This window comes from Denitrificimonas caeni DSM 24390 (genome assembly GCF_000421765.1).
Lineage (GTDB): Bacteria > Pseudomonadota > Gammaproteobacteria > Pseudomonadales > Pseudomonadaceae > Denitrificimonas > Denitrificimonas caeni.
The window spans coordinates 1-22044 of sequence record NZ_ATXQ01000009.1; the positions used below are offsets into that span (position 1 = coordinate 1).

At 48.5% G+C, this 22044-nt stretch carries 21 protein-coding genes; 4 read left to right on the top strand and 17 right to left on the bottom strand.

The window, feature by feature from the left end:
- Positions 1–359: 359 nt before the first annotated feature.
- From H591_RS15415 to H591_RS0112145, 10 genes are all read right to left on the bottom strand, one after another.
- A complete protein-coding gene (locus tag H591_RS15415; protein WP_022967225.1) occupies positions 360–569 on the bottom strand; it encodes a hypothetical protein in 210 nt (69 codons plus the stop codon).
- Positions 570–705: 136 nt separating this feature from the next.
- Positions 706–954, bottom strand: a complete 249-nt coding sequence (locus H591_RS0112105; RefSeq protein WP_022967226.1) for a hypothetical protein — start codon at positions 952–954, stop codon at positions 706–708.
- Between the two features lie 508 nt (positions 955–1462).
- Positions 1463–1927: a bacterioferritin gene (gene bfr / locus H591_RS0112110; RefSeq protein WP_022967227.1), complete on the bottom strand. Its 465-nt coding sequence runs from the start codon at positions 1925–1927 to the stop codon at positions 1463–1465.
- A 101-nt stretch (positions 1928–2028) separates the two neighbouring features.
- The gene (gene fic, locus H591_RS0112115; RefSeq protein ID WP_022967228.1) at positions 2029–3144 is read right to left on the bottom strand and encodes a protein adenylyltransferase Fic; all 1116 of its coding nucleotides are present in this window, start codon (positions 3142–3144) and stop codon (positions 2029–2031) included.
- A 360-nt stretch (positions 3145–3504) separates the two neighbouring features.
- Positions 3505–4569 (bottom strand): class II fructose-bisphosphate aldolase, encoded by a 1065-nt coding sequence (gene fba / locus H591_RS0112120; RefSeq protein WP_022967229.1) that lies wholly within the window; start codon positions 4567–4569, stop codon positions 3505–3507.
- An 87-nt stretch (positions 4570–4656) separates the two neighbouring features.
- Positions 4657–5820, bottom strand: a complete 1164-nt coding sequence (locus tag H591_RS0112125) for a phosphoglycerate kinase (RefSeq protein WP_022967230.1) — start codon at positions 5818–5820, stop codon at positions 4657–4659.
- Positions 5821–5825: 5 nt separating this feature from the next.
- On the bottom strand, positions 5826–6887 hold the full coding sequence (epd, locus tag H591_RS0112130; protein WP_022967231.1) for an erythrose-4-phosphate dehydrogenase: 1062 nt from the start codon (positions 6885–6887) through the stop codon (positions 5826–5828).
- 83 nt (positions 6888–6970) lie between these two features.
- Positions 6971–8971 carry a transketolase gene (gene tkt / locus H591_RS0112135; RefSeq protein WP_022967232.1) on the bottom strand — a complete coding sequence of 667 codons (2001 nt, stop codon included), beginning with the start codon at positions 8969–8971 and terminating at the stop codon, positions 6971–6973.
- A gap of 267 nt (positions 8972–9238) precedes the next feature.
- Positions 9239–10429 carry a methionine adenosyltransferase gene (gene metK / locus H591_RS0112140; protein WP_022967233.1) on the bottom strand — a complete coding sequence of 397 codons (1191 nt, stop codon included), beginning with the start codon at positions 10427–10429 and terminating at the stop codon, positions 9239–9241.
- 14 nt (positions 10430–10443) lie between these two features.
- A complete protein-coding gene (locus H591_RS0112145; RefSeq protein ID WP_022967234.1) occupies positions 10444–11445 on the bottom strand; it encodes an ArsR/SmtB family transcription factor in 1002 nt (333 codons plus the stop codon).
- Positions 11446–11659: 214 nt separating this feature from the next.
- On the opposite strand from H591_RS0112145, the gene H591_RS0112150 reads away from it, so the two are divergent.
- The gene (locus tag H591_RS0112150; RefSeq protein WP_022967235.1) at positions 11660–11851 is read left to right on the top strand and encodes a hypothetical protein; all 192 of its coding nucleotides are present in this window, start codon (positions 11660–11662) and stop codon (positions 11849–11851) included.
- Positions 11852–11944: 93 nt separating this feature from the next.
- Positions 11945–14140: a YccS family putative transporter gene (gene yccS / locus H591_RS0112160; protein WP_022967237.1), complete on the top strand. Its 2196-nt coding sequence runs from the start codon at positions 11945–11947 to the stop codon at positions 14138–14140.
- Here yccS and H591_RS0112165 read toward each other — a convergent pair.
- The 6 genes from H591_RS0112165 to H591_RS0112190 all read right to left on the bottom strand — a co-directional run bounded on the left by H591_RS0112165 (position 14115) and on the right by H591_RS0112190 (position 19036).
- Positions 14115–14786, bottom strand: a complete 672-nt coding sequence (locus H591_RS0112165) for a DNA-3-methyladenine glycosylase (RefSeq protein ID WP_022967238.1) — start codon at positions 14784–14786, stop codon at positions 14115–14117. The two genes, yccS and H591_RS0112165, sit on opposite strands and share 26 nt — an antisense overlap.
- Before the next feature lie 178 nt (positions 14787–14964).
- Complete coding sequence (locus H591_RS0112170; RefSeq protein WP_022967239.1) at positions 14965–15294, bottom strand: hypothetical protein; 330 nt, start codon at positions 15292–15294, stop codon at positions 14965–14967.
- A gap of 102 nt (positions 15295–15396) precedes the next feature.
- Positions 15397–15969, bottom strand: coding sequence for a nucleoside deaminase (locus tag H591_RS0112175; RefSeq protein WP_022967240.1), 573 nt, complete (start codon positions 15967–15969; stop codon positions 15397–15399).
- 159 nt (positions 15970–16128) lie between these two features.
- A complete protein-coding gene (locus H591_RS0112180) occupies positions 16129–17169 on the bottom strand; it encodes an NADP-dependent oxidoreductase (RefSeq protein WP_022967241.1) in 1041 nt (346 codons plus the stop codon).
- A 21-nt stretch (positions 17170–17190) separates the two neighbouring features.
- Complete coding sequence (locus H591_RS0112185) at positions 17191–18348, bottom strand: iron-containing alcohol dehydrogenase (RefSeq protein ID WP_022967242.1); 1158 nt, start codon at positions 18346–18348, stop codon at positions 17191–17193.
- Positions 18349–18451: 103 nt separating this feature from the next.
- Positions 18452–19036 carry a TetR/AcrR family transcriptional regulator gene (locus H591_RS0112190; protein WP_022967243.1) on the bottom strand — a complete coding sequence of 195 codons (585 nt, stop codon included), beginning with the start codon at positions 19034–19036 and terminating at the stop codon, positions 18452–18454.
- Between the two features lie 195 nt (positions 19037–19231).
- Here H591_RS0112190 and H591_RS0112195 point away from each other — a divergent pair, with 195 nt between their 5' ends.
- Complete coding sequence (locus H591_RS0112195; RefSeq protein WP_022967244.1) at positions 19232–19636, top strand: DUF4878 domain-containing protein; 405 nt, start codon at positions 19232–19234, stop codon at positions 19634–19636.
- A gap of 30 nt (positions 19637–19666) precedes the next feature.
- Complete coding sequence (locus tag H591_RS0112200) at positions 19667–20314, top strand: C40 family peptidase (protein ID WP_156853217.1); 648 nt, start codon at positions 19667–19669, stop codon at positions 20312–20314.
- A 309-nt stretch (positions 20315–20623) separates the two neighbouring features.
- Here H591_RS0112200 and H591_RS0112205 read toward each other — a convergent pair whose 3' ends face one another.
- The gene (locus H591_RS0112205) at positions 20624–21919 is read right to left on the bottom strand and encodes a ferredoxin reductase family protein (protein ID WP_022967246.1); all 1296 of its coding nucleotides are present in this window, start codon (positions 21917–21919) and stop codon (positions 20624–20626) included.
- Positions 21920–22044 lie beyond the last annotated feature (125 nt).

Here is a 22044-nt window from a genome sequence, read left to right on the forward strand (position 1 = left end):
CCATTGTCAGTTGATCCTTCAACACACTGCAGACCTCCCGGGGTAAGACACTTAACTTTCCTCGCGTAGACGCTCAATTTATAAAACATATTCCAGTTGCAGATGGAGGGCTTAGCGGTCACGTGCCCGCTGGCCCCGAATATGTCACACCTCATATTGAGTTCTTGTTCATCGCCCCGCGATTTCGCGTTGGACTTCCTTCAGACCCTGCCTCGCGACAACGCCCTTGTCCTTTCGCTAACCTTCGGCTCTGCGAATACCTGGTACGAGGACTTGCACCTCGCTAGTTAAGTGCCATGCCCGGCACACACGCCAAGCTAAGCGGCGCAGCTTGCTGCGTCCGAAGCTTTAGCGCCTTGTTATGCAGTATTTGCACGGGTTAGTAATTCCAAAGCCTCGTCAAAAATCTTCTCCACATGCTCTCTTTTCTCTATGTTGTCTGGCAGTGCTGCCCGATCACCCTCAACGCCCGCGATCATTTCCTGAAGCATGCCTGGACGCTCAGCATTAAGACGCTGAAGAAGTCCTGTTAACAGATAAAGAGCCGCATCGGCCTTAGCGCTTTTCATAGATAAACCCTCAGTTCCACAATGCTGCATAACGCCTAGCACAACTGCGCAGTGAGTTGGCGGGCTTTTTGGAACAAAAAGCATGACAGCTTACGGAGTCAGATTGCTGCTTCTTGTTATGTGTACTTTTAGCGTTTTATATATCTGATGTTATTTCTAGAAGCACGAATTTTGATGAGTTGCTAGTTTTTCCAAATTTCAACCATGGTTTGCCTGCATCATCATTGAGACGACTAGCTTGTGCATCGACCTCAGAAACACTTAAAACTTCAAATATTTGGATAGGCCCCTGAATAGATTTCAGACCCTCATCTTCTGAATAACATGTAATAGACTGTTCAGGGTCAAATTGCTGCAATTTATTTATTAGTTCTTTAATTTTCATTTAGACATCCTTGCTGTTGGGAAGCTGCTGTACACATAACAGCTTATTAGTAGGCATGCTCGTTTTGCGATCACACCAACTTGCATAAATTTAAAATATGTCATTGTTTATACTCAGCTTTTAGCAGATGTGCAATTGAATCTGCAGAGGGGAAACGAGCATACTCACTTGTGCACCTTTTGATGCCTGCTAACTCCCATATATAAAGCATAACCCTTTGATTTTTAAACAAGGCTATTTAAATAGGCATGCCGAGTTCAGCAGGAAAGTGTGCATAAAATTATGTATTGCAGAAATAGGCTGTGCAAACAGCCAGCCTTCAAGACAGCAATGTTGTTACACCAAGAGGTTTATTTAAAACAGAAAAAACGTAGGCTAAACGTCGTGCTTTTATATGCGGCTAAGTGCCAAGCGTAGAAGATCGGCAGCGCGGTGTTTCGGCTTAGATACATGCGGCGTACTCGAAGCCTATTCCGAGTCGCCGCGCTGTATAGTAAAAACGTTGTGCTTAAATCTGCGACTGCAGGTAGTTTTCTAAACCGAGCATTTCGATTAAGCGCAATTGCTTTTCTAACCAGTAGGTGTGGTCTTCTTCGGTGTCGCGCAGTTGCGATAACAACATGTCGCGCGAGACGTAATCATTGTGTTTTTCGCACAATGCCATGGCTTCGGTGAGGTTCTTTTGCACACTGTATTCCACAGCTAAATCTTTACGCAGCATCTCGGATACGGTTTTTCCGTACTCAAAAGCGTGCGGACGCATGTCTGGGGTGCCTTCAAGAAACAGAATGCGACGCAAAATATCATCTGCGTGCTGGGTTTCTTCTTCCATCTCATGATTGATGCGGGTGTAGAGCTGGGTTAAGCCGAAGTCCTCGTAGTAACGCGAATGGACAAAGTACTGATCTCGCGCGGCTAACTCACCACGCAACAGTTCGACTAAACACGCAACAACTTCCGGATGACCTTGCATAGCAACCTCCACTCATAATCAATGCAGTCATCATAAAACAGCGCAATATTAAATGCAGAGTTTTATCCCTATGCGCGCTCTAACATTAAAGGTCTGATGTTTTAAGATATTAGTGCATAAGGCTGTATTTGATTACCGTCCTGCGCCATCAATCGCATGAGTTTGGTATGAACAAAGAGTTTTTCTTTGCCTGTTGTCACTTCAGTAACAACGCCGATATCAGCCAACTGCTTTAAATAGCTCGATGCCGTTTGTCTTTGTACGATATTTTTATCAGTCAAATTAGCAATACGGCAATAGGGTTGCTCGAACAATACTTGTACCAATTCATGGCTGTAAATTTTCGGCAGCTCTTGCTTAATGTAAGCTGTGGTGTTTTCCATCAACTCACGCACAGCGACTATTTTTTGATGTGTCCAGCGTGAGGTTTCCTCGACACCTTTGAGCACATACAGAATCCACTCTTTCCAATTACCTTGGCTTGTGACCTCGTTAAGCAAGCGATAGTAATCTGCTTTGTTTTGTACGATATAGCGACTCAAGTACAAGATTGGCAAGGTCAACAATTCTCTGTCAATCAGGTACAGCACATTGAGGATGCGTCCGGTTCGTCCATTACCATCAAAAAAAGGGTGGATGGCTTCAAACTGGTAATGACTGATGGCCATCTTAATTAAGGGATCAAGATCATCTTCGGCATGGAGAAACTGTTCCCAATTACTCAACAAATCACGGATAACGGGCTCTCCAATAGGCGGAGTATAAATTGCTTCTCCTGTCGCTTGGTTACCAATAGTCGTACCTGGAATACGGCGGATATCCATAGGCGAGCCTTTTAATGCACTACATACTTCAATTGCTGTATTCGTGCACAATGGCCGCCGACGCAGGTCAATAAAGCCTTCTCGTAGCGCCGTTCGATAGCGCAACGCCTCTTTGGTGGCTGGGTCAGCATTCTGCTCATCATCTGAAAACTGAAATAACTTATCTGTTGTTGTGACAATATTTTCAATTTCAGAACTGTCTTTTGCTTCCAATAAAGGGAGCAAATTAATCAACAACCCTTGATTGGGCAACAGTTCACCCGCCTGTTTTAATTCAGCCAGCGCAGCACGCGCTTTTATACAGGCTTTTAAAATAGCGACAGTTTCAATCTGTTCACTCACTGGAGGTAACAGTGGGAGCTGGTTATAAGGTGTATCGGCGCACCAATTCATGGGTGAAATCCTAATCAAAGCTAGCAATTGACCAAGCAGATATTATGTCGATAAAACACAACAATTTCGACATGATAATTAGATTGGTCGATAAAGCCGTGAAATTTCGACATAAAAGTATGACATGTACACCGTATCGACATATGCCATTTATATGTCGATTAAACAGCATAATTTCGACATGACCAGTTTATATGTCGATAAAAAGCAATAATCTCGACATATAAAGCTGACATATTGATGTCATCGACACAAAAAAACGCACTACAGACCAACATAGCGCTAAGTGACAATCTGCAGCCAATAAAAAACCCGCCTGCTTTTTTTACCAAGCAGGCGGGTTTGTGTCGTGCGCTTAACTTACTTAATGTTTTTATACAGCTCGCCGCTGGCGTAACGCTGATACATTTTCTCTAAGGAAATCGGCTTGATTTTTGAGGCGTTGCCGGCAGTGCCGAAAGCTTCGTAACGAGCGATACAGATATCACGCATCGCCACCACGGTTTCTGCGAAGAACTTACGTGGATCAAACTCGCTTGGGTTCAGCGCCATGTGGCGACGCATGGCACCGGTTGAGGCTAAACGCAGGTCAGTATCAATGTTGACCTTACGCACGCCGTACTTAATACCTTCAACGATTTCTTCAACAGGTACGCCGTAGGTTTCTTTAATGTCGCCGCCGTACTGGTTGATGATTTCCAACCATTCTTGTGGCACAGAACTGGAGCCGTGCATCACCAAGTGCGTATCAGGAATACGTTTGTGGATTTCTTTAATGCGCTCAATCGCTAAGGTGTCGCCGGTGGGTGGCTTAGTGAATTTGTAGGCACCGTGACTGGTACCAATAGCGATGGCTAAGGCATCCACTTTGGTTTGCTTAACAAAATCAGCGGCTTCTTCTGGATCAGTGAGCATTTGCTCCATATCCAATACGCCTTCTGCGCCGATGCCGTCTTCTTCGCCGGCCATTCCGGTTTCTAAACTGCCTAAGCAGCCCAGTTCACCTTCAACCGAGACACCACAAGCGTGTGCTAAGGCAACAGTGCGACGGGTGACGTCAACGTTGTAGTCGTAGTCCATAGGCGTTTTGCCGTCTTCACCGAGTGAGCCGTCCATCATTACTGATGAGAAGCCCAACTGGATGGAGCGCTGGCACACATCTGGGCTGGTGCCGTGGTCTTGGTGCATACACACCGGAATGTGTGGGAATTCTTCGATCGCCGCTAAAATCAGGTGACGCAAGAAAGGTGCACCGGCATATTTACGTGCGCCAGCCGAGGCTTGCACGATCACTGGTGAGTCGGTTTTATCCGCTGCTTCCATGATGGCGCGCATTTGTTCTAGGTTATTGACGTTAAAGGCTGGAACGCCGTAGCCAAACTCGGCAGCGTGATCCAGCATTTGACGCATGCTAATAAGAGCCATAATTATTTCCCCGCAAGGTCATTAAAATCGATCCGACCCACCCTAAGTGAGTCGGTAATTAATCGTCAACGCAGACAATAGGCCGTTTTAGGCTTTTGCGCGTTCTTCTAAAATAGCCACAGCTGGTAAGACTTTGCCTTCCACAAACTCAAGGAAGGCACCACCACCGGTGGAGATGTACGAAATCTTCTCAGCCACATTGTACTTATCAATGGCTGCCAGCGTATCACCACCGCCTGCAATTGAGAATGCGTCGCTATCAGCAATCGCTTGCGCCAGCACTTTTGTGCCATTGGCAAACTGATCAAACTCAAACACACCGACTGGACCATTCCACAGGATGGTTTTTGAGTTTTTCAATAACTCGGCAAACTGCTTGGCGGTTTCTGGACCGATATCCAGGATCATATCGTCTTCAGCCACATCAGCGACGGCTTTAACTGTGGCTTCTGCATCGGCAGCAAAGGCTTTGGCGACGACGACGTCGACTGGCAAAGGCACGCTGACTTTCGCTGCAATGGCTTTCGCCGTATCAATTAAATCCGCTTCGTACAAAGACTTACCGACTGGGAAACCAGCGGCTGCCAAGAAGGTGTTAGCGATACCACCGCCAACAATCAGTTGGTCACACAGATCAGCCAAGCTGGTCAGTACATCCAGTTTGGTTGAAACTTTTGAACCCGCAACAATCGCGGCCATGGGTTTGGTCGGTGCGCCGAGTGCTTTACCCAGTGCGGCAAGCTCTGCCGATAACAACGGACCTGCGCAAGCGACTTTAGCAAACTTAGCCACACCATGGGTTGAACCCTGGGCGCGGTGCGCGGTACCAAAAGCGTCCATGACAAAAACATCACAGAGTGCAGCGTATTGCTTGGCTAACTCATCGGTGTTTTTCTTTTCGCCGCTGTTAAAGCGAACGTTTTCTAGCAGCACGATTTCGCCTGGAGCCACTTCAACGCCATTCAGGTAATCGCGTACCAGTGGTACTTCGCGACCCAGTGCTTTACTTAAGTAAGCAGCCACCGGGGCCAAGCTGTTCTCTTCACTAAACTGCCCTTCATCAGGACGGCCAAGGTGTGAGCAAACCATAACTGCCGCGCCTTTTTCCAAGGCCAAACGGATGGTCGGCAAGGCCGCTACAATCCGTGCATCACTTTGCACAACACCGTCTTTTACTGGCACGTTGAGATCTTCACGAATCAATACGCGTTGGTTGGTGAGATCAAGGTCAGTCATATTTAACACTGTCATGGAATTCAGTCCTTTACTGAGCGGTTAGTGGTACAGGCAACGTTTAAAAAGTGTTCAGCAACATCCAGCATGCGATTGGCAAAGCCCCATTCGTTGTCGAACCAAGCGACAAAATTGAGCATGCGCGGGCCACTCATCCGTGTTTGGCTGGCATCGAAAATAGCCGAATGTGGGTCGTGGTTAAAGTCGCAGCTGGCGTGCGGTAATTCAGTGTAATCAAGCAAGCCGTGCAACGCACCTTGGGCAGCGGCTTGCTGAAACAGTTGATTGATTTCTGCCGTGTCAGTGTCGCGCTGGGTTTGCACAGTAATATCTAAGCAGGACACGTTAACCGTAGGGACGCGCATCGCTTTGGCTTGAATTTTACCGTTCAACTGCGGCAATAAACGCTCGATACCACGTGCCAAGCCGGTAGAAACAGGAATCACTGACTGGAACGCAGAACGAGTACGGCGCAAATCTTTGTGGTGATAGGCATCAATCACCGGCTGATCATTCATCGCCGAGTGAATGGTGGTGATAAAGGCATGCTCAATCCCCACGCTATTTTCCAGTAATTGCAGCAAAGGCACACCGCAATTGGTGGTGCAAGAGGCATTGGAAACTATCTGTTCGCTGCCGTTTAAGGATGCATGATTGACGCCATACACGATGGTGGCATCCACATCTTGAGCGCTTTCCATCGGCTGCGAGAGCAGTACACGTGGCACGCCGGCATCAAGAAAACGCTGAGCATCGGCTCGCGTGGTGTATTGCCCCGAGCATTCAAGAAGCAAATCAATATCCAATGCGACCCAATCAATCTCTTCTGGCGTTTCGGCACAGAGCACTTTGACGCAAACGCCATCAATGTGCAGACAATCGCCATCCACACGCACTTCACCGGGGAAACGTCCGTGGGTGGAGTCGAAGCGGGTCAGGTACTCAATACTGGCTTGATCAGCAATGTCATTGAGCGCGATGATTTCAAAGTTGGTTTTATCTTTGCGCTCGCTTAATGCACGCAACACGCAACGACCGATACGGCCGTAACCATTTAGTGCAACTCGAAATGGGCGTGCTGACATGATGATCCTTTCGCGAAAGCTTTACAGAAAGATACCGCGCACAGTACGAAACTCTACGCGGTACATATTGACGCTAGCAGTGTTTACTCGTCGTCCAACAACTCAGCAGCAACGTTGAGTACGTCATTCAGCGAGAAGCCAAACATCTCAAACAGCTGATTGGCTGGAGCCGACTCACCGTAAGTGGTCATGCCAATCACGCGGCCATCAAGACCCACGTATTTGTACCAGAAGTCGGCATGCGCCGCTTCAATGGCAATCCGCGCACCGACTTCGATCGGCAATACTGCTTGTTTGTACTCGGCATCTTGCGCATCAAACACGCTGGTGCACGGCATGGATACGACACGCACTTTATGGCCTTGTTCAGTCAGCGCGTTATAGGCATTAACCGCCAAGCCCACTTCTGAACCGGTCGAAATCAAGATCAACTCAGGCTCGCCTGCGCAATCTTTGAGGATATAACCACCGCGCTCGATATCAGCAATTTGTGCTGCGCTACGCTCTTGGTGATCAAGGTTTTGACGACTGAAAATCAGTGCGCTTGGACCATGTTTACGCTGCAGAGCGTACTTCCAAGACACGGCAGACTCCACCGCATCACATGGACGCCAGGTATCAAGATTCGGCGTGGTACGCAGGCTGGTGAGCTGCTCAATCGGCTGGTGGGTTGGGCCATCTTCACCCAAACCAATGGAGTCATGGGTAAAGACATAGAGCACACGCTGCTTCATCAACGCTGACATGCGTACAGCGTTGCGCGCGTATTCCATAAACATAAGGAAGGTTGCGCCGTAAGGAATCAAACCGCCATGCAATGCCACGCCATTCATAATGGCGCTCATACCAAACTCACGCACACCGTAGAATACGTAGTTGCCTGAAGCATCGACATCCGAAACGCCTTTGCAACCGCTCCACAGGGTTAGGTTAGAACCGGCTAAGTCAGCGGAACCACCGAGTAACTCAGGCAGTAATGGACCATAAGCATTCAAGCTGTCTTGGCTAGCTTTACGGCTGGCAATGCTTGCGCCTTTAGCGGCAACTTCAGCAATGTACTGCGCTGCTTTCTCAGCAAAGTCTGCAGGTAAGTCACCGGCCATACGGCGCTTAAACTCAGCCGCCAGTTCTGGGAACTCAGCAGCATAAGCGGCAAAACGTGCGTCCCACTCAGCTTCGGCTTTCGCGCCCGCTTCATCGGCATTCCACTCTTCGTAGATATCCGCGGGGATTTCAAACGGACCGTGCGGCCAGTTTAATTCGGCGCGAGTTAAGGCGATTTCATCAGCACCTAAAGGCGCACCATGGCTGGTTTCTTTACCACCACGATTCGGTGAGCCAAAACCAATTACGGTTTTGCAGCAAATTAATGTTGGCTTATCGCTTTCGCGAGCCGCTTCAATCGCTACTTCAATTTCGTTAGCATCATGACCGTCAACATTACGGATCACGTGCCAGCCGTAGGCTTCAAAACGACGTGGGGTGTCATCACTGAACCAGCCCTGCACCTGACCATCAATGGAAATACCATTGTCATCATAGAATGCAGTCAGTTTGTTCAGGCCTAAGGTGCCGGCCAATGAGCAGACTTCATGGGAGATTCCTTCCATTAAGCAGCCATCACCCAAGAACACGTAGGTTTGGTGATCAACGATGTCATGCTGTGGACGGTTGAACTGCGCCGCCATGACTTTTTCTGCTAAAGCAAAACCCACCGCATTGGCTAAACCCTGACCGAGTGGGCCAGTGGTGGTTTCAACACCAGCGGTGTAACCGTACTCAGGGTGACCTGGGGTGCGGCTGTGCAATTGACGGAAGTTTTTTAAATCATCCAAATTAACGTCATAACCGGTCAGATGCAGCAGCGAATACAGCAGCATTGAGCCGTGGCCGTTAGACAGGACAAAGCGGTCGCGGTCTAACCATTGTGGATTTTTTGGATTGTGCTTCAGATGATCACGCCACAGAACTTCGGCGATATCCGCCATGCCCATCGGGGCACCCGGGTGGCCACTGTTGGCTTTTTGCACAGCATCCATGCTGAGGGCGCGAATGGCATTGGCTCGCTCACGACGGCTGGGCATTACTAAATCTCCTGAAGCTAAAAATAAAATAAAGACGGCTATTTTCGCCCACCTAAGCGTAGGGGGCAACGTTTGTAGTTAAGCAAAGGCGAGATTATAGCGGATAACCACCAAGAAGGCGGCATTAAAGACAGCAGGAAAAAGTGCTAGAGAGCGCGGGTATAGGGTGCAAATGAGGTTTTGGCGCAGAACAGGATAGCTTTGCGAGAGTCAGCAATACCGCAACAACAGCCTTACGCCACGCGAAAAGCTGTTGTTTTCAGGGTTTTACAGGCCAGCAGAAGCGCGCAATGCTTCAGCACGGTCTGTTTTCTCCCAAGTAAAGGCGGTGAAAGTGTCATCACCGACAGTCATTTCATAGGGCGTGCGACCAAAGTGACCGTAAGACGCAGTGGCTTGATACATCGGGTGCAGCAAGTCGAGCATTTTAGTGATCGCATAAGGACGCAGGTCAAATACATCGCGCACCAGCTTGATGATTTTCTCATCGCTGATCTTGCCGGTACCGAAGGTATTCAAAGAAATCGAAGTCGGCTGCGCGACACCAATCGCATAGGAAACCTGAATCTCACAACGCTCAGCAAGACCAGCAGCAACGATATTTTTCGCTACATAACGGCCAGCGTACGCCGCACTGCGGTCAACTTTGGATGGATCTTTACCAGAGAACGCACCACCACCGTGACGCGCCATACCGCCGTAGGTATCGACGATAATTTTACGACCGGTTAAGCCGCAGTCACCGACTGGGCCACCGATAACAAACTTACCGGTTGGGTTGATGTGGTACTGGGTGTCTTTGTGCAGTAATTCCGCAGGAAGCGTGTGCTTAACAATCAGCTCCATCACTGCTTCTTCTAAATCTTTTTGCGATACGTCTGGATTATGTTGAGTCGACAGTACCACTGCATCAATGCCAGCAACCTTGCCGTTTTCATAACGACAGGTGACTTGGCTTTTTGCATCAGGACGTAACCAAGGCAGCACGCCAGTTTTACGCGCTTCAGCTTGGCGCTCCATTAAGCGGTGAGCAAAAGTAATAGGTGCAGGCATCAGTACGTCGGTTTCATTGCTGGCATAACCAAACATTAAACCTTGGTCACCGGCACCCTGATCTTCTGGGCTAACGCGATCAACACCTTGGGCGATTTCTGCAGATTGCTTACCAATAATATTGATAATGCCGCAGGTTGCGCCGTCATAACCGACGTCTGAACTGTTGTAACCGATATCGATGATCACATCGCGGACCAGTTGCTCTAAATCGATCCACGCATTGGTGGTGATTTCGCCAGCAACAATCGCCACACCGGTTTTCACCAATGTTTCGCAGGCCACACGTGCTTGTTTGTCTTCAGTGATGATGGCGTCTAACACTGCATCAGAAATTTGATCCGCAATCTTGTCGGGATGGCCTTCAGATACGGATTCAGAGGTAAAAATCGAGTATTCGCTCATGTCGGTTCCTTTAACTACCGGTGCGTGAGGGTGCTTCGTGAATCCGGCTTGGCAAAATGCCGTAGCTGAATTTGAAAGCCGTTTTTTAAACCCAAGTAAAGACTTTCACTGGGTATTAGTCCTGCGGCATCGGCCCACTGGGCCAGTTCGTCCTGATCAAAACCTAACCATAGATCGCCGCAGGCCTGCTTGGCCCAATCTTGGTCGTGTCGGCATAACTCAGTGATCAATAAACTGCCGCCCGGTTTCAGCAGACGTGCCAATTGGCACAAGGCATCTGCCGGTACAGCAAAATGGTGCAAGACCATATTGACCACCACACAATCTGCAGCAGCGACGTCATCATGCAACGCATCTGCCAATTGTAATTGCACATTGTGCAAACCATGCTTAGTGCAGGTTTGTCGTGCCAGTTCGAGCATTTGCGGGCTGTTATCTAAAGCCCGCACCTGCTGAAAACGGCTGGATAATTCTGCGAGAAAACCACCATCACCTGGGCCGACTTCAATCGCAGTGGCCTCTTTGGCAAAGGTCAATGAATCTAATAAAGCTAAGAGGCTGTCGCGAAACTGCGGCAAGCCGGCAATTAAATCTTGGCGGCTTTGAAAATCACCGGCCATGCGCTCAAAAAACTCTTGGCTGGCTTCCGCACGCTGAGCGTGCACATGTTTAATACGCAGTGCCACATCAGCCGGCATGGGTAATTCGTCAAGGCTGCTCAGTAAAGCGTTATGCAATAACTCATCTGAGCTTTGCTGTTGCGGCAAGCTGCGACGATAAAAAATCGCATTGCCTTCACGTCGCGAGGTGACCAAGCCTGCTTGAGTCAGCACCTTTAAGTGGTGGCTGATGCCTGACTGGCCGGTTGCAAAAATATGCGCCAGCTCTAAAACACCAAAGGAGTCATTGCTCAGCGCACGCAAAATATTCAGGCGCAAGGGCTCGCCAGCGGCTTTACAAAAAGCTGCTAGGGCGTCTGTCGGACTGAATGTTGGTAATGGCGTGGCTGTACTCATAGGTTGCGCAGTTTAGTCGTAGCAAGCACGCTTCGCAACAGCTATATCAATAAAAGTTGATATAGAATAAATCTACGCATTATCGAGCTTTATGACGAGATACGCTGTGATTAGGCGAGCAATCCACCCACCTTTTGGCAATCAGGCTGAACTGTTCATCATTTTGTAACTCAAACCCGCTACAAAGTTGTCACCGCAAATATGGAGTTGCATGATGTCTACCTTGAGTGAATTGGCTGAACAAATTTGTCTTCTTTACCCGCTTGAAGATACGCGTGACGGTAACCGCTATCGAATTATTGACCAGCTTGGCGGCACCACAGAGTTGGAAACGATTGACGGTGAATCGCGCTACGTATCGACTCGCACACTGCAAGATCAGAATCTCTGGCGTCAGTCTGCTTAAGCAGCATGTGTCTTGCCGTTTAGCCCATCTTGTGCCAGCCTAAAACCTTGTTTTACGAATATTGCCAACCCCTGCCTGGCACAAGGATCATCCATGAGTTCAATCTCTTTTAGTCACTCGCTACGGCGCTTATGGGCGCTGGAGCGATTCGGCCCGAGCTTACGTTTCTTTATTGCACTCACCGGCAGCATGACTTGGTGTTGGTATAGCGGCCAAATGGAATTGCTCACACCCTTATTTCTCGGGGTGATTGCCAGTGCCTTAGCCGAATCCGATGACAGTTGGCAAGGCCGTTTATTTTCATTATGCGTGACCCTGATTTGTTTCTTCTTTACCGCCATGGCGGTCGAACTGCTGCATCCCTATCCGTGGTTATTTATTAGCGCTTTATGCGCAGCCACTTTCTGTTTGATCATGCTCGGCGCGCTCGGCGAGCGCTACGCAACGGTTGCTTACGCCACTTTAATCCTAGCGATTTACACCATGATTGGCTTAGAGCAAAGCCGCGACGCTCTGGCGCCAATCTGGCAACAACCAATGTACTTAGTGATTGGCGCGGCGATTTATGGCGTGCTCTCGGTCGCATGGTATGGGTTGTTTTCTCAGCAGCCGTTACAACACAGCTTGGCGCGCTTATTTCGCGAACAATGCCACTATTTAAAAGCCAAATCAGCGCTGTTTGAGCCGATTCGTAACGCAGATATCGAAAGTCAGCGCTTGGCCTTAGCCAACCAAAATAGCCGCGTAGTGGCCGCGCTAAATGACACTAAAGCGATTATTTTGCATCGCGTTGGTGGGCGCAGTAACAGCAAAATCAATCGTTATTTAAAACTGTATTTTCTGGCACAAGACATCCATGAGCGCGCCAGCTCATCACACTACCCTTATCAAAAACTGTCAGAAGCTTTTTTCCACAGTGATGTATTGTTTCGTTGCTTACGTTTATTGCGCCAGCAAGGTGATGGCTGTAAAGCGCTGGCTAAAGCCATTGAACTGCGCCAACCTTTTGATTACGGCGGCGGACACAGCGCTGCACTGGAAGATTTACAAGCGGCGATTGCCTATCTCAAACAGCAAAACAATCCTGAATGGCGTGATTTACTGCGCTCACTGCGCGCCCTCGCCAACAACCTCAGCACCCTCGATCACTTACTGCGCGATGCAGCCAACCCTGATGCGCTGGCCTTAACTCAAGACAATACAATTTTTGACCGCGACCCAAAGACCTTTAAAGAAGCTTTCGAGCGCATCAGTCAACACTTCAGTATTCACTCATTATTGTTTCGTCATGCACTGCGTTTAAGTATTGCGGTAGCGGTTTGTTATGGCGTAATGCAACTCATGCATGTGAGCCAAGGTTACTGGATTTTATTGACCACACTGTTTGTTTGTCGTCCAAATTATGGCGCAACACGTAACCGTTTAGTTGAGCGAATTGCCGGCACAATTTTAGGATTAGCCGCCAGCTGGGTCTTATTTGAGCTGTTCCCAGAACTGTGGGTGCAATCGCTGATTGCGGTTGCTGCCGGCGTGGTCTACTTCGCGACACGCACCAGCCACTATAAAATCTCCACCGCATTTATCACCTTGATGGTGCTGTTCTGCTTTAACCAAGTGGGCGATGGCTACAACTTATTCTTACCGCGTTTAACTGACACCTTAATTGGTAGCGCGATTGCAGGGCTTGCAGTATTTTTTATCCTGCCAGATTGGCAAGGTCGTCGCCTAAACGTGGTGCTCGCGCAAACCCTGCGCAACAACGGCCGCTACCTGAAACAAATCATGCAGGAATACACCCAAGGTAAAACTGACGATATGGCATATCGGGTAGCGCGTCGCGATGCGCACAATGCCGATGCGGCGTTATCCAGCACCTTAACCAATATGCTCAAAGAGCCGGGTCATTTTCGTCGGCAAACTGATATTGGTTTTCGCTTTTTACTGCTTTCGCACACGCTGCTCAGCTACATCTCAGCACTGGGTGCGCACCGTGAAAAACTAGCGCATGCGCCAACCTATCTAGTACTCAATCAAGAAGCGCAACTGTTGGCCGACAGCCTCGAGCAAATCGCCCAAAAGCTGATTAAACGCGAGCCGATTGACGTGCAGAGCGATGCCGAGCAGCAGCAATCCTATCGCTTGCGCGATTTACCGGAAGAGGAAGACGACACCTTGCGCCTATTGCAAACGCAGCTGCTATTGATCAGCCAGCAACTGGGTTCAATTCGCACCTTAGCGGCGCATGTACTCAGCAATAGCGAAGCTAAACAGGTCGCTGACCTGCAGTGAGCCGGAAAAAATCCTGCCCTTCTATTTGGCCACGGCGTAATGGATTTTTCGTGCAGTAGGCGGCGTACTTGGCATCGACAAAACGATAAAGCAAATGCTCATCACGGCCTTTGCTGATCCCTAAGCGTGTGGTTTGAATAATGTCTTGCACTAGCAAGCCGCAATCTTCAACGTAAAAACGCTCGGCATCAAAGCGCTGATTATCCCAATCAGGCACTTTCAAACCTAAGCTTTTACACAACAAAGTTTGGCCACTGCAGAGTTTTTGCACCGGCCGTGGCTGGCCTTGGCGATCGGGGTTATTGGCTTGCAGAATGCTTAAAGTAGACTCAGGCGACAGCGCATCAAAAAAGGGATAAGCGGATTTAATCAACACGGCATTACCCTCGCCCTTAGCGCTAAAATTCACTGAATCACCACCGCGTGAATAGTACATATAGATGGTGCCGCCATCGGCAAATAACGCTTGACGCTTCTCGGTATAGCCGAGCGAGGCATGACTGCCTTTATCGGTGAGCAGATAAGCTTCCGTCTCAATAATTCGCGCACTGAGCCAGACACCGTTATTGCGATAGCGAATCACCTTGCAGAGTAGGTCAGGAGCCAGTTCGAGGGCGGGACGGTTGAAGAAGGAGTCTGGGAGCATGAAAGCCTCGTAGCTATCGTGAAAAGCAAAAAACCTCAAGATTAACTATCTATTTTTAGCTGATTTTTCAAAGCTTGTTTCAAGCTTTAACTCTAAACCCATCCTTGAAAACAGGTTGATATCATCGCGAACATAGTCATCTATAAGCAGAAGCTTTTTGGGTGTATCAAGAGCAAGTTTAGCGAGTAGTTATATCTACCAGGTAGCAACCTGCAAACGCTAAAAACCACGCTCCACCAAATATTTTTGATAATATTTTGAAGGCTTGAGTAGCGTGGTAATTAATAAAAATAAGAAGAATAGCTACCGCTGATGTCAAAGCCAAAAATAAAAAGCCAAGCCAAAGATAATCGCTTGGGATTACGAATGAGTAACGCCGCGTACCTAGAATAATGATTCCTGTTGTATATCCAATGTAGGCATTATTGGCCATGGCTATAAGCATCGCGATAGCAACTAAACGCAAAATTAATAACTTTCTACCTTTGAACGCTGGCACATGATCCATCTGCGCTATACCTAAAAAATTAATCAAAAATTCAGCACGAGCTTACTAGAAGATCAATAACAAAAGCGAACAACACCATAGTTCAAGCTTTGTTTTTGCGAACTACTTTTGCACCGCACTCAACCCCTGCCAGTCTTCCAAATCTTGCTCAGGTTTTTCTGCGCGAAAACGAGCATACAGTTCAATGCCTTGTTGGTCTTCTAAGATATCCACCTGCACTCCTTGTTCCTGCAACAACGCTTCAGTACCCAAGGCATTAGTGATATCTCCAACCACCACGCGGCTAAAACCACGCATATACACCAGCGTGGCACAGACAACACAGGGGCAGAGGCTGGTATAGAGGGTGGTCTGGCTAAAATCAATACGGCCTGCATCTCGAATCGCGGAGGTTTCGCCGTGATTATAAGGGTGGTTTTCTTGAGTCAGGGTATTATGGCCTTTGCCGATGATTTTGTTGGTCGCGTTATTAACGATCACCGCACCAATTGGGCAACCACCTTCGTCATAACTTTTTTGCGCCAGCAACACAGCGATAGCCATGAAATCAGCATCAGTTAAGTGTGAGGAAAAGTCATCATCCATTAGAACTCGCAGACTTGCGGTTGGCATATGAGCAATAGCTCTGAAGGCTTGCTCGGTTTTTGCTGTGTGCTTATCTAAAAGAGTCTTCATAGTTGTCACTAAAGTTTGGCTTCAGACGAGATTACCATCACCGATATAGTCTGTCTTAATATCCAAAATCACAGCACAACGCTAACTGCAGTAATGAGTGCAGTGAAGCACAAAAAGGCATACCTGCTTGTACTTCACCACTCGCTCTAAAGCTGCTAATTACTGCTCTTCAGGCCCAACTTGAATCACTAATTTGCCAAAATTACTGCCCTGTAATAAGCCAATAAAGGCTTCTGGTGCATTGGCGAGCCCGGTTACAAGGTCTTCACGATAGGTGATTTGCTGGTTAGCTAACCATTTTTGCATATCGGCACTAAACTCTGGATAACGCGGCGCATAATCATCAAAAATGATAAAGCCTTGCACGGTTAAGCGCTTGATCAAGATTGTGCTCATCAGCAGCGCTAAACGATCAGGACCTGGTGGCAAAGCGGTCGCGTTATAGTTGGCAATGACACCGCAGACTGGAATACGTGCTTTGGTATTGAGTAACGGCAGGACGGCATCAAAGACTTTACCGCCAACGTTCTCATAGTACACATCAATGCCTTGCGGGCAGGCTTGCGCCAATTGCTGAGCAAAGTCTGGCGCATGGTGATCAATACAGGCATCAAAACCTTGCACTTCAACCGCGTAACGGCATTTTTCAACCCCGCCAGCAACACCCACAACACGGCAGCCTTTGATCTTAGCGATTTGCCCAACGGTAGCGCCAACCGGCCCAGTCGCTGCCGCCACCACAAGGGTCTCACCTGCTTTAGGTTTACCAATATCAAGCAAACCCATATAGGCGGTAAAGCCTGGCATGCCAAGAATACCCAAAGCACAAGATGGATTTTTCGGTGCTTGGCCAAGCGGCATTAAATCTGTGCCATCACTGAGCGCATAATCTTGCCAACCGCTATTGGCTAAGACCCAATCACCTTTGGCAAATTTTGCATGTTTTGACTCCACCACACGGCTGACCACAGCGCCGACCATAACACCATCAACGGCGACCGGCTCAGCATAGGATGGGCCATCACTCATGCGACCACGCATATACGGATCAAGGGATAAATACACTGTACGCAGCAACACCTGACCGTCTGCTGGGGTCGGAATGGCTTGCTCTTCAAGACGGAAGTTAGCTGGCGTTGGTGCACCATGCGGGCGCGAAGCCAGAACGACACGGCGATTACTCTGAGTAGATTGGGTCATATAGAACTCCTAGAAATACAATTAAAGACTGGCTTCAAGCACCCGACGGCTCACCGCCAGATCAATATCCTGATGCTCGCCCAACTTTGTCATTGCGTGCTGTTCGAGTTGTTTCAGTGCCGCGTCAACGGCCGCTTGCTCAAGACCATAATCTTTCAGACGGGTTTTCACGCCAAGGGTTTCAAAAAACGCACGCGTATTTTCAATCGCAGCGTCAATACGCTGCTCGTCATCACCGTCACGCAGATTCCACACACGCTCAGCGTATTGCAATAACTTCTCGCGCTTGGCGACGCGACGCTCGTGCATCATTGAAGGCAAAATCACAGCTAAGGTTTGCGCATGGTCAAGACCATATAACGCAGTAAACTCATGGCCGATTAAGTGCGTTGACCAGTCTTGCGGCACACCTGCACCAATCAAACCGTTCAAGGCCATAGTAGCAACCCACATCAGATTGGCACGTACGTCATAATCATCAGGCTGACTCAGCGCCAATGGACCTTGCTCAACCAATGTTTGCAGCAAACCTTCAGCAAAGCGGTCTTGCACCGGCGCATTGACTGGATAAGTTAAGTATTGCTCCATGACATGCACAAAGGCATCAACCACACCGTTGGCGACTTGGCGCTCAGGCAAAGTGAAGCTTTTGGCTGGATCTAAAATTGAAAATTTCGGGAAGACTAAGTTGCTATGGAACGGCAGCTTCGCTTGCAAAGACTTACGGGTAATGACGCTGCCGTTATTCATTTCTGAACCAGTTGCCGCGAGGGTCAATACTGTCCCTATTGGCAGCGCTGCTTTGATATCACTGCCACCGCTGAGCAAAATATTCCAAGGCTCATCCGCATAAGGCACAGCGGCGGCAACAAACTTAGCGCCATCAATCACTGAACCACCACCAACGGCCAATAAGAAATCAATCTTCTCATCGCGAGCAATCTGCACGGCTTCCATCAGTTTTTCATAGGTTGGATTGGCTTCAACACCGCCAAACAAATGCACCTGACGCTCACCCAGTGCTACTTTCACTTCATCTAAGGTGCCTGTGCGTTGCGCACTTTGCCCACCATACAGCACCATTACTTTGGCATCGGCGGGCACGAAACTGTCGAGTTTAGCGATACGGCCTTTGCCAAAGCTGATGTGGGTAGGGTTGTAAAAATCAAAATTAAGCATGTATAAGTAACTCCTGTTGAGTGGTCACGACGACCAATAGATTAGACCGGTCGTCTATTTTTAATGCAAAAATACCTACCTGCTGCAGGCACATGCGTTGTCACTAATTCAGTAAAACCTTCCGGGTCATTTGCATCGCTTGCTCCATTGGCAAGCTATTACGATGCAATTTCGCCAATAAACTGGCACCTAACCATAATTGATAGAGCATCACTGCGGTTGCCGTTGCATCTGTAACAGTCAATGAACCATCCACTTGCCCAGCACGTATACAGTCTGCGAGTTGTGCAATGACCTTGTCAGTGCCATCACGCAAGGTCAAGCGCATCGCTTCAGATAAATCAGCGACTTCTGCGCTTAACTTCACAACTAAACATTTTTGATCATCGCTCGCGCTGCTATTGCATAGCAACCATTGCTGCCAATAGCCTAACAAACGCTCGGCTGCAGGTGTGCGCGAATCATTAAAACGTAGCTTTTGTGCATCTAAATAAGTAGAAAAATAAGCCTCAAGTACCGCTTGGCCATACAATTCTTTCGATGCAAAGTAGTGATAAAACGAACCCTTAGGCACACCGGCAGTGCGCAGGATTTCATTTAAGCCCACACCAGAAAAACCTTTAGCAGCCATAATTTGATGGCCGATTTCGAGTAAATGCTGGCGGGTATCGGTATAAGTCGTTTTCATGATTGTTAGAATAATCAAAACTAGACCAGTCGTCTAGTAAAATATTCGCAGTACGTCATTACTTCTTTTTAAGACTGCTAGCAGATCGCACAAAAAACCTAGCCCAGCGCAAGAAAAGTGCGAACAATTCTCTCAAGCCGCAGATGACTACAGCTATACTTTCTGTCCGTATTTTCTTCACTCAAAGGATTAATCATGCAAATACTACGCAACGGCTTGTTCATGCTACTTACCGCAGCTCTGCTGATTGCTTGCTCATCCAGCAACTCGCCAGAAAAAGTTGCTAAAGAGTATATTAATGCTGTGCTGGCCAATGATATTGATGGCCTGATGAACACTTTATACATTCCCGCCGATGCCCATAAAGACCAAGAAACATTAATGCGCGGCAAGCTCACCATGATGCTCGCAGAAGCCAGCACACGAGTTATCAGTCAAGGCGGCGTGAAAGAAGTGACGTATTCAAAGCCTGAATACAATGCTGAGAAAACCCGCGCCACCATGGCCGCAACGATTCACTACAAAAAAGATAACGCGCCGAAAAAAGAAGAAACCATTGTCTTGGTCGATACCAAAGATGGCTGGAAAGTCTCACTGTAAAATCTGCAACGTCAGAATTGCGAGCACGGCATGCTGAAAGTTTTTAGCCATAGAGGGTCGCGCACTCTATCTATTACGCTATTGCTTGCCGCAACACTGGGTTTGAGCGCTACGTTGTATATCGCTCAAACTCCAGCTGCTCGCACTGCGCTACCGACCCATGAGCTGCCACCTTTAGCAGTCGGTGACTGGGTATTTCGCTCAGGCACATCCAGAGAAAGTCATCTCATCCAAACGCTGAGTAACAGCGATTTTTCACACATCGGTATGGTCGTCAGCCTGCACCCCGAACCCATAATAGTGCACGCCACTACCGATGATGATCCACAGCGTAGCAACCAAGTTTTAAGCTCAACACTAAACGAATTTATAGACCCACAATTGGCTGGCAGCTTTGCGATTGCACGACCTACGTTTGTCCGCGCAGAAGAACAACAGCAGGCTGCGCTATGGTTATCGAAACAGCTGCGCAAGCCCTTTGTGTTAGCCGATCGCAGTCATCCGCACTTGTATTGCACGACGCTACTGGTCGATGCCTTGCAGCATACAAAGAAGCCTTTCCAACCTGCTTGGCAAAAAATTAACGCACCAATGTTCAGCGGCGAATATTTATTCCCGCAAGCCTTTGCTGATTACCCAGATATTGAGTGGCTATACCGCTCTAAGCTTTCCAAATAATACTTCTGTCGGAGATTAATACTGCAAGGATCAGTCGCGGGTATGACTCGCTCATACGGAGGCTTGCGCGTGCTGTTTTTGGCAGGGTTAGATTGCTGGGCTCAATTGCGGGCGGGCCGCCCGCGCTCCCAGTGCAGTATAGAACCAGAATAGCCAATGACAGACCCCACTCCTTGTACGAGCGGGCCATGCCCGCGACTACGCTCTTAGCGCAAGCAACACTACCCTCTGCACAAAATAAGCCGCCCACGTGCAACGCACGTAGGCAGCAATAAAGCCAACAGACACCTTCCCGCAGACACCGCCTGCTTAGCGCATTTGGAAATACTCTTTATGGAAGTTGCGGGCTGGGCAGCCTAATTCCTGCATGCCCTTTTGCAAAGCATCGGCAAAACCTTGTGGACCACAAAACCAGACTTGGGTCTTGGCTGATTGCGCCTGTAAGGCCTGCTCAGCACATAAATGTCCCTGCTGATCGCTGTAATGCAGATGCAAAGTAATACTTGGTAAGTTAGCCGCCAGATGTTGCAACTGCTCTGCAAATAATGCTTCTTGGGCATTATTCACGCAGTAATACAGGGTGGCCTTCGGCGCGTGCTGCGGTGTGGCTTGCAATGCTTGCAGCCAAGCAATAAAAGGCGTCACACCAATCCCGGCACCAATCCAAACTTGCTCGTCTTTACCACCCAGTTGCAGATCAAAACAACCATAAGGCCCTTCCACAGCAACAGAGCGGCCGGCATCTAATTCTGTTTGCAGACGAGTGGTGTAATCACCCAACGCCTTAATCGCAAAAGTGACCTGACCATTACCTTGGTCAGCACCGCACACGGTAAAAGGATGCGCGCCTTCAAAACGATCAAACGTCAGAAAGGCAAACTGTCCAGGTTTGTGCGTCCAGCTTTTCGGTAGCTGACAGGTCACTTCCAGCACTTCACCCTTGTGCTGTTTTACGCTTAAAACATGGCCTTGATAACGACGAGCACGACCAATCTGCCCAGTCAAGGCAATAAACGCTGCATACACACCGATAATCGTTGATACGGCTAGCAATAATCCGGCCGGCCCTGTCCACCAACCAGCAGGCGCTAACACCACACCGTGGAAAGCAATCACAAGATAAATAACCGCCAGTGCTTTATGCGCATAACGCCAGATGTGATAGGGGAAGCGCTGCCATAAGGTAATTACCAGCATGATGCCGAGTATCCACACCGACCACTCACCAAGATCCTTAGCGGCACCGCGAAACATTTCTAAAAAGGTTTCAATACGCGGTTCTTTGACGCCTCGCTCAAAAAACACCAAGAGCAAGTCTTTCGACAGGTCCAATAAATAATGACTGAGCGCCAAAGCAATCGCCCAGATCCCCGCCCACTTATGCAAACGGTACATTTTGTCCAAACCATGTAAGCGTTTTTCCAGCCAACGCGGCCGAATCGCAAGCAGCATAATCAGCGACATCAAAACAAAAGAGCCCAGCCCAGTGACAAAGATCAACTGCTTACGCCACCACCACACATCCATCGATGGGTTGTGTCCAAGTACTGTCATGCCCCAAGCGGCGAGTACCAACAGTGCCACTGCGTACATTATTTTTTTCATCACCTTCGCCTCTAAAGATCCTGTGCTGGAGTCTACCGCGCGAGTCTTAACTGAAGCTTAATCAAGACATTGGCCAATTCTTGACTATATTAAACAGGCACACATAACCAGCAAGGATGCTTAAT